This window comes from Paenibacillus sp. JDR-2 (assembly GCF_000023585.1).
Lineage (GTDB): Bacteria > Bacillota > Bacilli > Paenibacillales > Paenibacillaceae > Pristimantibacillus.
On the sequence record NC_012914.1, the window covers coordinates 6,573,440 to 6,587,964 of the forward strand.

A 14,525-nucleotide genomic window follows, 5' to 3' on the forward strand; every position below is an offset into this window, starting at 1 on the left:
GGCTACGTTGGAATTCGTACTGTATAGAGCGTCGATTTCGATCGGGGATTAAGCTACGTTGGATTGGATACAGTAAAATACTGCTTTTTAGGACCAATCGGGCTTATTCTAGCTACTTTTACTGTAGAGAATCCAGCGTAGCAGTATCCTGCCATCGTTTTCTGCTTATTTTAATGGAGTGAATCCACCGTAAGAACTACCATAGAGGGGCGACTGTTCACATTGGAAATGATATGGTAAACTATTGGCAGACGAAGAACGTCCTTAGCCTTTTGGCTGAGGGCGTTTTTTTATGTTTTAAGGAGGGGAAAGGATGATTGAATTTGAAGAAGCACATCAGCAATTTCTTACGAAACATTTGGAATTGAGAGGCGGTGAAAGAAAGGGACGCTTGGTACGCGGACATAACTTTGCGGAGAAGCTGATTCTGCAAAACGTATGGTGGCCGTTGTTCGGCAGCTTTGAGCACCTGCATCCCGAATATGAGGTGTACGATTGGAATCGGAAGTCACAATTCTTGGACTTTGCTTTTCTTCCGCCTTACGGTAAATTCGGCATCGAATGCGACGGTTTTCAAAGCCACGTCAAAGATATGGATCGGGAGAAGTTCAGTTATTCGCTGAATCGGGATACGTTCTTAAAGGGAATGGGCTGGACTATGATCCATTTTTCCTTTGATGATGTTCAGAATCGACCCGAGATTTGCAGAATGCTGCTCCAGGGTATTATTAATCCACGTCTCATACATAGCGCTCCTTCTCCCGATCCCGTTCAATTACTTGAAAAAGAAATATTGCGATATGCCTTTCAGCTAAGCAGACCAATTCGTCCTAAAGATATTATCGACTATTTACAGGTTGATTTTCGGACGGCTCGCAATAAGCTGCAGACCCTCTCTAACAAAGGATTACTTAAGCCAATCATAAGCGGAACGCAAATCAGGCGTTATGAAATAACTGAGAGAGCACTTAGTTCTTTGTTGTAGAAGGGGTCATGGATAAAAACTTTCTTCGTTGGATTTCATACAGCGTATAGCGGCATTTTAGCCTGGAATTTGGGCTACGTTGGATTCTATACAATTAAATCTGCTGATTTGGACGATTAGAGCTCATTCAGACGAAATTTACTGGAGCCAATCCAACGTAGCGTGTCCCTCTATTCTTTCCGGTCCAATTATACTGGAGTGAATCCAATGTAACCGCCTCACGAGGGCGCGGGCACTTGGCGCGGACGCCAAAAAAGCTCCTGACCCTGCCATGATGGCGGGGTCAGGAGCTTGCTAACTATAATGCGAATTAACGGCTCTTCTCGGCGTACTCGGTTACCCAGGCAGCGGTTTGCTCCAGCACCTGCTCGGCGCGGGCGATTGCCGCCTCGACCTGTACTTTCGCCGTGCCGCCGTAGACGTTGCGGGCATTTACGACTTGCTCCGGCTGAAGCACGTTGTAGATGCGGTCGTCAAACAGCTGCGAGAATTGCTTGAACTCTTCCAAAGTCAGGTCAAGCAGGTATTTGTTCTGCTCGATGCAGTACAATACCGTCTTGCCGATTACCTCATGCGCTTGACGGAACGGCAGGCCTTTGCCAACGAGGAAGTCGGCGATGTCCGTTGCGTTCGAGAAGTCCTGGTTAACGGCTTGGCGCATCTGCTCTTTGTTCACTTTCATTGTCGCGATCATCGGAGCGAACAGCTGAAGCGCGCCCTGCATCGTTTTCACCGTATCAAACATGCCTTCCTTGTCTTCCTGCATATCCTTGTTGTAAGCAAGCGGCAGAGATTTGAGTACCGTCAGGAGGCCGACAAGGTTGCCGTAGACACGGCCTGTTTTACCGCGGACAAGTTCCGGAACGTCCGGATTCTTCTTCTGCGGCATAATGCTGCTGCCCGTACAGAACGCGTCATCCAGCTCAACGAAGCGGAATTCCGTGCTCGACCACAGGATCAGCTCTTCGCTCAGACGCGACAGGTGCATCATAATAATAGAAGCGTGGGAGAGGAACTCAAGGATGAAGTCGCGGTCGCTTACCGCATCCAGGCTGTTCTCGTATACGCGGTCGAACTTCAGTTGGCTAGCTACGAAATGGCGGTCGATCGGGAACGTTGTTCCCGCCAAAGCGCCAGCGCCCAGCGGCAGCATGTTGATGCGCTTGTAGCTGTCCTGCAGACGCTCCAGATCGCGGCCAAACATCGAAACGTACGCCATCAGATGATGAGCGAACAGAATCGGCTGCGCACGCTGCAAATGCGTGTAGCCCGGTACGATGGTATCGATGTTGGCTTTCGCTTGCTCGATCAGCGCGGATTGCAGCTTATGCAGCATGTCCACGAACTCAACGACGCGCTTGCGCAGGTACAAGTGCATGTCCGTTGCTACTTGGTCGTTACGGCTGCGGCCGGTGTGAAGCTTGCCGCCTACCGGGCCAACATCGTCGATCAGCGTTTTTTCGATATTCATATGAATGTCTTCATCGGAAATGGAGAACTCGATATCATTGCGTTTAATGCGCTGCAGCACGCGGTGCAGGCCGTCCTTGATCGCCTCTACGTCGTCCGCAGGCAAGATGCCTTGCTTGCCAAGCATCGTTACATGCGCCAGACTGCCTTGGATATCCTCTTCGGCAAGCTCTTTATCGAACATAATGGATGCCGTATATTCCTCTACCAATTGGTCGGTCTTTTTCGTAAACCGTCCGCCCCACAATTTGCTCACTTGGTACACTCCCTCCCGAAATTGCCATAAAGGCCGCTAGATGCATCGCACATAACGGCCTAGATGAATATTCGGTTATATTATTTCTTGCTTTGTTCTACGCCGGACGATACTTTCAGACGAAGAGCGTTCAGGCGGATAAAGCCAGTAGCGTCGCCTTGATCGTACGCTTGGGATGGATCAGCTTCCATTGTCGCGATATCCGGGTTGTACAAGCTCACCGGGCTCTTCACGCCGGCGCCGATCACATTACCTTTGTACAGCTTCAGGCGGACAACGCCCGTTACGTTCTTTTGCGACTCGGCTACAAGCGTTTGAAGCGCAAGACGCTCAGGCGCGAACCAGAAGCCGTTGTACACGAGCTGCGCGTATTTCGAGATCAGGGAGTCGCGAAGGTTCATAACCTCGCGGTCCATGGTCAGGGATTCCATTTTGCGGTGTGCCGTGAACAGGATTGTACCGCCCGGCGTCTCATACACGCCGCGGCTCTTCATGCCAACGAAGCGGTTTTCCACCATGTCCACGCGGCCTACGCCATGCTTGCCGCCTAGTTCGTTCAATTTATCCATCACTTGCAGCGGACTCAGCTGTTCGCCGTTGATCGCGATACAGTTGCCTGCTTCGAAAGTAAGCTCTACGTATTCCGCTTGATCCGGAGCTCTCTCCGGGGATACGCTCAGCACGTACATCTCTTCGTTGGACTCTGCGCTTGGATCGAACCAAGGATCCTCGAGCATGCCGGACTCAAAGCTGATGTGCAGCAGGTTGCGGTCCGTCGAGTAAGGCTTGGAAGCCGATGCGGTTACCGGAATGCCATGCTTCTCGGCAAAAGCGATCATTTCCGCGCGGCCAGGGAACTCTTCCCGGAAGCGCTCTTCACGCCAAGGCGCGACAACTTTGATGTCCGGAGCAAGAGCGGCTACGCCAAGCTCGAAACGCACTTGGTCATTGCCTTTGCCTGTTGCGCCGTGCGCGATCATCGTAGCGCCTTCCGCGCGGGCGATCTCAACCATACGCTTCGCGATCAGAGGACGGGCAATGGATGTACCAAGCAGGTATTGGCCTTCATACAGTGCTGCCGCTTGGAACATTGGGAAAATAAAGTCGCTTGCAAACTCAGCGCGCAGGTCATCGATGTATACCTTCGATGCTCCGGTTGCCAGAGCTTTTGCCTCAAGGCCGTCGAGCTCTTCTTTTTGACCGATGTCAGCCGTAAAAGCAATGATCTCCGCATCGTAAGTTTCTTTCAACCATTTCAAGATGATGGACGTATCCAGACCGCCGGAATAGGCCAGTACAATTTTTTCCTTCGCCATAATTTCTCCTAGCACCCCTTTAAGTTATTAAACACTATTTCAATGCTACATGATTGCTGCCATAATCGCTTTTTGCGCGTGCAGACGGTTTTCCGCCTGGTCGAAAATAATCGAATGAGGGCCGTCGATAACGCCTTCGCTTACTTCCTCGCCGCGGTGTGCAGGCAGGCAGTGCATGAACAGGTAATCCTTTTTCGCGTATTTCGCCAAAGCTTCGTTCACCTGGAAGTTGGCAAAAGCAAGCTCGCGATCCTTCTGCTCCGACTCTTGACCCATGCTCGCCCAAACGTCCGAGTATACCACGTCCGCATCGGCAATCGCTTCCTTCGGATCGCGGCACAGGTGAATGCGAGCGCCGGTTTCCTTCGCGTTGTCGATCGATTGCTTCAGAAGATCCGCGTCCGGCTCGTAGCCTTCCGGTGTCGCGATGGAGATATCAACGCCCAGCTTCGCAGCGCCCATCATCAGGGAGTGAACAACATTGTTGCCATCGCCGATGTAAGCCAGCTTCAGCCCTTCAAGACGTCCTTTGTGCTCGAGGATTGTCTGGTAATCCGCCAGCGCCTGGCATGGATGAGACAGATCCGTAAGGCCGTTAATAACCGGGATTGTTGCTCCGCGCGCCAGCTCAACCACGTTGCGGTGAGCAAACGTACGGATCATGATGCCGTCAAGGTAACGAGACAGCACTTGCGCCGTATCCAGAATCGGCTCGCCGCGGCCGATTTGCAGGTCATTACCGCTCAGGAACAGCCCTTGGCCGCCCAGCTGGTAGATGCCAACCTCGAACGATACGCGGGTACGGGTGGACGATTTTTCAAAAATCATGCCCAAAGTTTTGCCCTTCAGCGGTTGATATACCTCGCCAGCCTTCTGCTTCTTCTTCAAATCGATCGCAAGATCGATCAGGTACCTGATTTCTTCCGGCGTGTAATCCAGAAGCATAAGAAAATCCCGGCCTTTTAGGCTTGCCGCCAAATCTTCCTTTACTGTATCTACCATTGCGTAACCCTCCTAAAACCTATATTTCAATTTCTAGCCCTTAGGCTTTAACCGCGTTAGCCAGCAATTGCTTTAGTGTTGCCACAGCCTGATCGATCTCTTCCTTCGTCACCAGAAGGTTAGGCAGAAGACGCACAACGTTTGGTCCTGCGGAGATGACGAGCAAACCTTGCTCTTGCGCCGCCGTCAAAACGGATCCAATCGGTTCCGCGCATTCGATTCCAACGATCAGACCTTGGCCGCGAACTTCCTTCACGAACGAATTGCCCGCGAGTTCCTTCTTCAGCTCATCCATCAGATAAGCACCCATCTCAGCCGCACGCTGCGGCAGGTTCTCGCCTACAATCGTCTCCACCGTTGCTTTTACCGCTGCCGTCGCAATCGGCGTACCGCCAAAGGTAGAGCCGTGGCTGCCCGGGCCAAAAGCTTCGCGAAGCTTTTCCTTCGCAACCGCCGCGCCAACCGGGAACCCGCTTCCGAGACCTTTTGCCAGCGTGAAAATATCCGGCTCTATGCCGTAATGCTCATATGCGAACAATTTGCCCGTACGGCCCATACCGGTCTGGATCTCGTCGATGATGACCAGAATTCCGTTCTCTTCGCACAGCTTCACCAAGTCGTCTACAAACGCCTGATTCGCCGGGAAGATACCGCCTTCCGCTTGGATCAATTCGAGCATAACTGCCGCTGTTTTATCGGAGATCGCCGCTTTTAAAGCTTCGATATCGTTATAAGGGATATATTTGAAACCTTCCGGCAAAGGCGCAAAGCCTTCCTTCACCTTCTCTTGTCCGGTAGCTGTCAAGGTTGCCAGCGTACGGCCGTGGAAGGAGGATTCAAACGTAATAATTTCGTACCTTCCGTTGTTCAGCACCTTCTGCTGGTAGCGGCGAGCCAGCTTGATCGCTGCTTCATTCGCCTCCGCGCCGGAGTTGCAGAAGAAGACGGCATCGCCGCTGCTGTTCGAAGTGATCAGATGCGCTGCCTCTTCCTGATTCGGAATGCGGAACAGGTTGGACACATGCCACAGCTCATCCAGCTGCTTCATCAACGCTTCTTTTACTTTTTGAGGCGCATGGCCAAGGTTGGTTACGGCAATACCGCTCATGAAATCGAGGTATTTATTGCCTTGATCATCCCAAAGCCAGCTTCCTTCGCCCTTCACAAGCGCGATTGGATATCTCGCATACGTTGGCAGCAAGGATTGCTCGGGCGCTGCCGCTACTTTCGTTTCGCTCATCGACTATAACCGCCTTTCTCTACTCCTGTACGATTCTTGTGCCTACGCCGCCTTCTCGCACGGCCCGGCTAAGAACACCCGGCTCTTCGCCGCTGACAATAACAACCTCGCGAACGCGTCCTTGAATGCATTGCACCGCCGCGCGCACCTTCGGAATCATGCCGCCGTAAATCTCGCCGCTTGCAATCATCTCTTCGATCTCGGCTACGGTAACGGAAGGCAGTACCTTCTTCTCGCCGTCTACCGTACGCATTATGCCCGGTACGTCCGTCACGACGATCATCTGCGGAGCGCCAAGACGGGAAGCAACGGCGCCTGCCGCCGTATCCGCATTGATGTTGTAGCGCTGACCGCTTGCATCAATCCCAATCGGAGCGATAACCGGCATATAGCCCATAGCCATTACGCCTTCAATCACTTCCGCATTCACATCCGTTACATCCCCGACAAAACCGATTTCCGCGGTGTTAGCTACCGGCTTTGCTTGGATCAGCAAACCGTCTACACCGGAGAGGCCTAGCGCTTTCGCGCCGTTTGTCTGGATTTTGCGGACAATTTCTTTATTGATTCGGCCCGCAAGCACCATCTCGACAACGTCGAGTACAGCGTCATTGGTCTTGCGCAGGCCGTTTACGAATTCCGTCTCAATACCAAGCTTCGTCAGCGTCTCGGAGATCGCCGGACCGCCGCCATGGACGATAACCGGATGAACGCCGGACTGCTGAAGCTCACGCAGCTCGCCGAAGAAGGAATCGGGAAGCGCCGCCAGCGTGCTGCCGCCGCATTTCATTACAAAACGTTGTGCCATAAGTTAATCCGTTCTCCTCTGCCCTAGCGTTACGTACGGTATGCCGCGTTAATGCGGACATAATCGTAAGTCAGGTCACAGCCCCAAGCCGTTGCCGTGCCATTGTCCATATGCAGGTCGACGCGGATCACTACCGTATCGCCCTTCAAGTATTCGAGTGCCGCATCTTCGTCAAAAGCAACCGGACGGGAGCCTTCGAGAGTCACGATATCGCCGATGCGCACGTCTACCGTATCCGGGTTCACCGGCTGGCCAGCGCGGCCCACCGCGGCAATAATCCGGCCCCAGTTCGCGTCAGCGCCAAATACCGCGGACTTCACCAGGGAGGAGCCGATAACCGTCTTCGCAATCGCATTAGCAGCTTCGTCGTTCACAGCGCCGTGCACTTGCACTTCAACCAACTTTGTTGCGCCTTCTCCGTCGCGGGCAATCGCTTTTGCCAGCACTTCGCATACATAACGAAGACCTGCCGAGAAAGCCGCCCAGCCTTCATGCTCCGAAGTCAGTTCGCTGTTGCCGGCAAGACCGCTCGCCATGGCTACCAGCATATCGTTGGTGCTTGTATCGCCGTCAACCGTAATCATATTAAACGTATAGTTTGTCGCTTCGCGAAGCAGCGTTTGAAGCGCAACGCTTCCGATTGCCGCATCCGTAGTCACAAAGCCAAGCATAGTAGCCATGTTCGGATGAATCATGCCGGAGCCTTTGGCCGCGCCGGCAATATGTACCGTCTGGCCGTCGATCTCAACCGAGACGCATACCATTTTTTGCACAAGGTCCGTGGTCAGGATCGCTTGACAGAAGCCGTCCGCTGCATCGCGGTCATTCTCCAGCTTGGCTGGAAGCGCGTCGATACCCGCACGTACCTTATCCATCTTCAGATTCTCGCCGATAACGCCCGTCGAAGCGACCGCAACCTGATCTGCAGACACGCCAATAGACTCGGCAAAGCGCGAACGCATCTCGTAAGCATCGTCTTCGCCTTGCTTGCCCGTTACAGCGTTGGCATTGCCGCTGTTCACGATAACGGCGCGCAGGAAGCCATCCGATTCAATGCTCTCGCGCGTCACCTTGATTGGCGCAGCCTGGAACACGTTAGTGGTATAGACGCCAGCGGATGCCGCCGGTACTTCGCATACGATTGCGCCAAGATCATGGCGGGTTGTCTTCTTCAGGCCGCAGTGGAGACCACCGGCTCTGAATCCTTTAGGAGTCGTAATCGATCCGTCCGAGACGACCGAATACAGCGCTTTAGCTTGTTGCACCTGTCCCATTTCTCCTCGTTTCTCCTTCACCTTGTACGAATAATTGCTCCATTTAAAACTTTATAAGTATAAAGAATATTCTTACTGCAATGTTTTCAAGATCACGGATATACCGGCACGAACTGCAGACCAAGGCCTTCATCCCAGCCCATCATCAGGTTGAGGTTCTGAATCGCTTGTCCCGACGCGCCTTTAACAAGGTTATCAATGACCGAAATAATCGTAATGCGGCCCGTTCTCGCATCGTAGTTAAAAGCAATATCGCAATAATTGGAGCCCCAAACTTCCTTCGTCTGCGGCAGAACGCCTTCCTTGCGGATACGGACGAATTGGCGGCCTTCATAGGATTGCTTATAGAGTTCAATAAAATCAGCGGCGTTATGCTCGCCCTTCACCGTAGCGTACATGGTCGACAGGATCCCTCTCGTCATTGGCACTAGATGCGGCGTGAACGTTGTCACTACCTCCTGGCCAGCTGCTTCCGACAGCACCATCTCGATTTCAGGGACATGCTGATGCTGATTTACCTTGTATGCTTTGAAGTTCTCGTTCAGCTCGGAGTAATGCGTGCCAAGGCTTGCGCCGCGGCCTGCGCCGGACACGCCCGATTTCGAATCGATAATAATCGTCGCCGGATCAATCCAGCCTGCCTTCACGGCAGGAACAAGACCAAGCAGCGCGGACGTTACGAAACAGCCCGGGTTGGAAATAAACGAAGCACCTTGCACTTTGTCGCCGTTAATCTCAGGGAGAGCATAAAGAGCCTGCTTCAGGTAGTGCTCATCCGCCGGTGTTTTTTTATACCATTCCTCGTATACAGCCGTATCCTGCAGACGGAAATCGCCGGACAGGTCAATAACCTTCAGGCCTGCATCCAGCAGCTGCGGAGCAAGCTTAGCCGCAACTCCTGCCGGAGTTGCCGTAAAGACGACGTCAGCCTTCGCTTTGATCCCTTGCGGATCCACGTCATCAAGCAAAGCCGTCTGAATGTCCGTCAAATGCGGGAACCATTCCGCAATCGGCATCCCCGCGCTGGACGAGGAAATAACCGACGTAATCTCCACCAACGGGTGGCTAGCCAACAAACGAATAAGCTCAATACCGCCATAGCCGGTAGAGCCAACGATCGCAACCTTCAATTTCTCGCTCATACACGTTCTCTCCCTTGAAATAAGTTGAACCCGAAGCATGGATTCAACCTACCTAGATCATCTAAATCTATATTGTACATGAATCAGGTTCACATGGAAATATTACGTTGTTTCGTATTATTATACAGTCGTATTCATATTAATACAATGTTAAAAAGATGTCATTTTCCGTACAATTTATTCCGATTTGAAACCCTGCCCCACAACCTCCGCCGTGTTGCTAATGATGACGAAAGCACCGGGATCCACCGCTCTTACCAGCTGCTTAAGCTTGGCTACTTCCATCTGCCCGACAACGACCATCAGCACCTGACGCTTCTCGTTCGTGTAGCCGCCATGCGCGTCCAGCTTCGTAACTCCACGGTCCAGGTCATGCAGGATCGCATTCACAAGCAGATCGGCATGATCGCTGATAATAAAAGCAACCTTCGACAGCGGAATGCCGCTCTGAATAATATCAATCGTCTTGCTGGTTACGAACAGTCCGATCAAGGCATACAAAGCCGCCTCCGGAGAAATAAAAATACCCGACGCCGCAATCACGCATCCGTCAAAGCATGCCACGGCAAGCCCAAGCGGAATGCCGGTGTAACGGTGCAGGATCTGCGCGGCCAAATCAAGCCCTCCGGTTGAAGCCCGCCCGCGGAATACGATGCCAAGCCCGATTCCTACGCCAATGCCGCCATAGATTGCCGCAAGCAGCATATTGTCGGTAGGAGGCGACCAGTCTGCCGTAAGCAGGACGAATAAAGGAAGCACGATGGTGCCAAGCAGGGTTTTGAGCGCAAACCGTTTGCCGAGCAGGAACAACCCCGCCAGGAAGAGCGGAATATTGAGCGCCCATTGGGTATAAGCCGGCGTGATGCCAAGCGTTTTATGCACAAGGATCGATATGCCCGATACGCCGCCGGAAGCGATTCCATTCGGAGCAAGGAAAAGATTAAAGCTGAGCGCTACTACAAACGAGCCAATAATAACCTGAAAAAAGCTCCAGAAGACATCAAGCCGCGTTGCTTTCCTGCCTGCCGGCCGTCGATTGCGTTTTGAAATTTTTACCCCGTTATTCTTGCTGTCCATGGATCACCATGCCGCCTCTCTGTATGTCAACCTCTGTTATGTTATTCATGCTGCGCATGACTTTCCATCGTATGTAATTCTCATAACGCACAAAAAAGAAGAGTTCCAACCTTTATAAGTGTTGGAGCTCTTCCCCAAAGCTATGCATATAAACTTGCCGATTCCTTAGTCGTGACGGATCTGACTGCGCAAATAGCCGTCGATAAATGCATCCAAGTCGCCGTCCATCACAGCGCCAACGTTGCCTGTTTCCACCGAAGTCCGGTGATCCTTCACCATGCTGTACGGATGGAAAACGTACGAACGAATCTGGCTGCCCCATGCGATATCCGACTGCTCGCCGCGAATTTCGGCGAGATGCTTTTGCTGCTCTTCGATCTTGCGTTCATAAAGCTTCGAACGGAGCATGTTCATCGCACGCTCGCGGTTCTGAATCTGAGAACGTTCCTGCTGGCAGGCTACGACAATCCCTGTCGGAATATGCGTAATCCGGATTGCAGATTCCGTCTTGTTGACGTGCTGGCCGCCGGCGCCGCTTGCGCGGTACGTATCGACCTTGAGATCCTCGGTACGGATCTCCACTTCAATATCTTCCGTAATCTCCGGTACCACATCGCAGGATACGAATGAGGTATGTCTGCGGCCGGACGAGTCGAACGGCGAGATGCGAACCAGACGGTGCACGCCTTTCTCCGCTTTCAGATAGCCGTAGGCATTATAACCTTTGACCGCTATCGTTACGCTCTTAATGCCCGCTTCATCGCCGTCCAAATAATCCAGCACCTCAACCTTGAAACCACGCTTCTCGGCCCAGCGCGTATACATCCGGTACAGCATTTGCGCCCAGTCCTGCGACTCGGTACCTCCCGCACCCGGATGAAGCTCGAGAATCGCATTCAGCTTATCGTAAGGCTGATTCAGCAGCAGCTGCAATTCAAAGCCATTTACCTTTTCGTTCAGGGAAGCAATGCCTCCAATGACTTCAGCCTCCAGCGAATCATCGCTTTCTTCATCAGCCAGTTCAATCAATGTCTGTAGATCTTCGCAATCCGCATTCAGCCGTTCATAATGCTCAACGACCGACTTAATCGCATTCAGCTCCGAGATAATGCCCTGCGCTTTCGTATTATCGTCCCAGAAATCCGGGGCAGTCATTTTCTCCTCAAAGTTTGCGATATGCTCCAGCTTCAGATCTAAGTCAAAGAGACCCCCTGAGTTCTTGGAGCCGCTTCGCCACTTCACGCAAATCCTGTTTCACGTTTGTTTCTATCATCGCGTAGCTTCACCTCAAAATTAAGTATGCGCGGCCTGGCCACGGTAAATCCGTGCAGACCGCATAAAACGCGCCGTTCGCCCGTTAAGGGCTGACCGGCGCGTTAACCGTGTATGTTACCTTATGCGGATAGCTTAGGTCAGGTGTTACTTACCCATGCCATGGCACATTTTGTACTTCTTGCCGCTGCCGCATGGGCAAAGGTCGTTGCGTCCCGTACGCTCTTCGCGCTTCGCAGGGCGTTTCTCCGCTTCTGCAGGGCTATTGGTCGTCGTCTGGCCTTGTGCGACCTCTTGACGCTCCAGGTTGCTCTCCACGCGTGCCTTCATGATGTACTTCGCGACTTCTTCCTGGATGCTGTAGATCATTTCCTTAAACATCTCGAAGCCTTCGAATTGGTACTCGCGAAGCGGATCCGTACCGCCGTATGCACGGAGGTGGATACCTTGACGGAGCTGATCCATCGCATCGATGTGATCCATCCATTTGCTGTCTACCGCGCGCAATACGACAACCTTCTCGAATTCACGCATCGTTTCGGCGCCAAGCTCAGCCTCGCGCTCATCATAATAAGCAACAACCTTACCCTTGATAAGCTCGATAATATCTTCCTTCTCTTTGCCCCACAGATCGTCCTTCGTGAAGGTCTCGTCAGGGAGAAGGTTCGAGTTCGCGTAATCCGCAATTTCCTGCAGTTCCCACTCTTCCGGAATATCGCCTTCCGTATGGGCTTCAACCACATGCTCGATGACCGGCACGATCATTTCCATAACGATCTCGCGGATGTTCTCCGAGTACAATACGTCACGGCGCTGCTTGTATATAACTTCACGCTGCTGGTTCATGACATCGTCATATTGCAGGACGACTTTACGGGTATCGAAGTTGCTGCCCTCTACGCGCTTCTGAGCGGACTCAACGGCACGAGTAATCAGGCGGCTCTCGATCGGCTGGTCTTCTTCAAGACCCAGACGGTCCATCATGCCCATGATGTTCTCCGCGCCAAAGCGGCGCATCAGCTCATCCTCCAGGGAGAGGTAGAACTGCGAGGAACCCGGGTCGCCTTGACGTCCGGCACGACCGCGCAGCTGGTTGTCGATACGACGGCTCTCATGACGCTCCGTACCGATAATGTGCAAGCCGCCCACATCGTGAACACCTTCTCCGAGCAAAATGTCCGTACCGCGTCCCGCCATATTCGTTGCGATCGTAACCGAACCCGCTTGACCCGCGCGGGAAATAATTTCCGCTTCTTCCGCGTGGAACTTCGCGTTTAGCACTTTATGCGCAACACCGCGTTTTTTCAGCATTTCGGCTAATCTCTCGGAGTTCTCGATCGAGATCGTACCAACAAGCACAGGCTGATTATTTTTATGACGTTCTACAATCTCTTCCACAACGGCTTTAAACTTGCCGTTCTCGGATTTGTAGACCACGTCCTGCATATCTTTACGAATAAGCGAGCGGTTCGTCGGAATTTGAATTACTTCAAGACCGTAGATCCGTTTGAACTCTTCTTCCTCCGTCTTCGCCGTACCGGTCATGCCGGACAGCTTGCGGTACATACGGAAGTAGTTCTGGAACGTAATCGTTGCAAGCGTCATGCTCTCGTTCTGAACCTTCAGCTGCTCTTTCGCTTCAATTGCTTGGTGCAGACCATCGCTATATCGGCGGCCAGCCATAAGCCGGCCGGTGAATTCGTCAACGATAACGACTTCGTCCTCATTAACTACGTAATCAACGTCACGACGCATAATAACATGGGCTTTGAGCGCTTGTTGCACGTGGTGGTTCAGCGTTACGTTCGCGTGATCGAATAAGTTCTCGATGCCGAATGCTTTCTCCGCCTTGTCAACGCCAGCTTCCGTCAGCGTAACATTGCGAAGCTTGATGTCGACCGTGTAGTCTTCTTCCTGCTTCAAACGGGTAACGAAACGGTCTGCGGCATAATACAGCTCCGTCGATTTTTGTGCTTGTCCGGAGATGATCAGCGGCGTACGCGCCTCATCGACCAGGATGGAGTCCACTTCGTCTATGATTGCATAATAAAGCGGGCGTTGAACCATTTGCTCTTTGTAGAGCACCATGTTATCGCGCAAATAGTCAAAGCCGAACTCATTATTGGTTCCGTAAGTAATATCGCAAGCATAAGCCTCTTGCTTCTCTTCATGCGTCAAGCCGTGCAAGTTACAGCCGACAGTCAGTCCAAGGAAATTATAAAGCTCAGCCATGATCTGGCTGTCGCGTGATGCAAGGTAATCGTTGACCGTAATAACGTGTACGCCTTTGCCTTGCAGTGCATTCAGATAAGTAGGAAGCGTCGCAACGAGCGTTTTACCTTCACCGGTTCTCATCTCTGCGATCTTGCCTTCGTGCAGTACCATACCACCCATCAGCTGTACGTCAAAATGGCGCATGCCAAGCGTACGCTTCGACGCTTCGCGCACAACCGCGAAAGCTTCCGGCAGAATCGAGTCAATCTCCTCGCCTTTCTCAAGGCGTGCCTTGAACTCTTCCGTTTTATTACGCAGCTCATCGTCTGACAGCGGCGATATCTTGGACTCAAGTCCGTTAATTTCTTCTACCGTACGCGTGAGACGCTTGACCTCGCGCTCGTTCGCATCACCGAATATTTTTTTCACTAGTCCGAGCATGGTCTTCCCCTTTCATAAATACGCCTGT

General features: G+C 52.4%; 11 protein-coding genes. 1 reads left to right on the top strand and 10 read right to left on the bottom strand.

Annotated features, from left to right (window positions below; translation table 11 throughout):
* Positions 1-313: 313 nt before the first annotated feature.
* Positions 314-985 carry a hypothetical protein gene (locus PJDR2_RS28865; protein ID WP_015847278.1) on the top strand — a complete coding sequence of 224 codons (672 nt, stop codon included), beginning with the start codon at positions 314-316 and terminating at the stop codon, positions 983-985.
* A 310-nt stretch (positions 986-1,295) separates the two neighbouring features.
* On the opposite strand, the gene argH is transcribed toward PJDR2_RS28865, so the two are convergent.
* The 10 genes from argH to secA form a co-directional block, all read right to left on the bottom strand.
* The gene (argH, locus tag PJDR2_RS28870; protein WP_015847279.1) at positions 1,296-2,711 is read right to left on the bottom strand and encodes an argininosuccinate lyase; all 1,416 of its coding nucleotides are present in this window, start codon (positions 2,709-2,711) and stop codon (positions 1,296-1,298) included.
* Between the two features lie 80 nt (positions 2,712-2,791).
* Positions 2,792-4,027 carry an argininosuccinate synthase gene (locus PJDR2_RS28875; protein ID WP_015847280.1) on the bottom strand — a complete coding sequence of 412 codons (1,236 nt, stop codon included), beginning with the start codon at positions 4,025-4,027 and terminating at the stop codon, positions 2,792-2,794.
* A gap of 45 nt (positions 4,028-4,072) precedes the next feature.
* The gene (gene argF, locus PJDR2_RS28880) at positions 4,073-5,029 is read right to left on the bottom strand and encodes an ornithine carbamoyltransferase (protein WP_015847281.1); all 957 of its coding nucleotides are present in this window, start codon (positions 5,027-5,029) and stop codon (positions 4,073-4,075) included.
* A gap of 40 nt (positions 5,030-5,069) precedes the next feature.
* Positions 5,070-6,269 carry an acetylornithine transaminase gene (locus PJDR2_RS28885; protein WP_015847282.1) on the bottom strand — a complete coding sequence of 400 codons (1,200 nt, stop codon included), beginning with the start codon at positions 6,267-6,269 and terminating at the stop codon, positions 5,070-5,072.
* A 19-nt stretch (positions 6,270-6,288) separates the two neighbouring features.
* Positions 6,289-7,077, bottom strand: a complete 789-nt coding sequence (gene argB, locus PJDR2_RS28890) for an acetylglutamate kinase (protein WP_015847283.1) — start codon at positions 7,075-7,077, stop codon at positions 6,289-6,291.
* 29 nt (positions 7,078-7,106) lie between these two features.
* Positions 7,107-8,351: a bifunctional ornithine acetyltransferase/N-acetylglutamate synthase gene (argJ, locus tag PJDR2_RS28895; protein WP_015847284.1), complete on the bottom strand. Its 1,245-nt coding sequence runs from the start codon at positions 8,349-8,351 to the stop codon at positions 7,107-7,109.
* 92 nt (positions 8,352-8,443) lie between these two features.
* The gene (gene argC, locus PJDR2_RS28900; RefSeq protein WP_015847285.1) at positions 8,444-9,493 is read right to left on the bottom strand and encodes an N-acetyl-gamma-glutamyl-phosphate reductase; all 1,050 of its coding nucleotides are present in this window, start codon (positions 9,491-9,493) and stop codon (positions 8,444-8,446) included.
* Between the two features lie 177 nt (positions 9,494-9,670).
* Entirely contained in the window at positions 9,671-10,570 is a 900-nt protein-coding gene (locus tag PJDR2_RS28905) for a YitT family protein (protein WP_015847286.1), read from the bottom strand.
* Between the two features lie 165 nt (positions 10,571-10,735).
* A protein-coding gene (gene prfB / locus PJDR2_RS28910; protein ID WP_015847287.1) for a peptide chain release factor 2 occupies positions 10,736-11,843 on the bottom strand; the annotation gives its coding sequence in 2 pieces (ribosomal slippage) (positions 10,736-11,770 and positions 11,772-11,843; 1,107 coding nt in all).
* A 146-nt stretch (positions 11,844-11,989) separates the two neighbouring features.
* A complete protein-coding gene (gene secA / locus PJDR2_RS28915; protein WP_015847288.1) occupies positions 11,990-14,497 on the bottom strand; it encodes a preprotein translocase subunit SecA in 2,508 nt (835 codons plus the stop codon).
* Positions 14,498-14,525 lie beyond the last annotated feature (28 nt).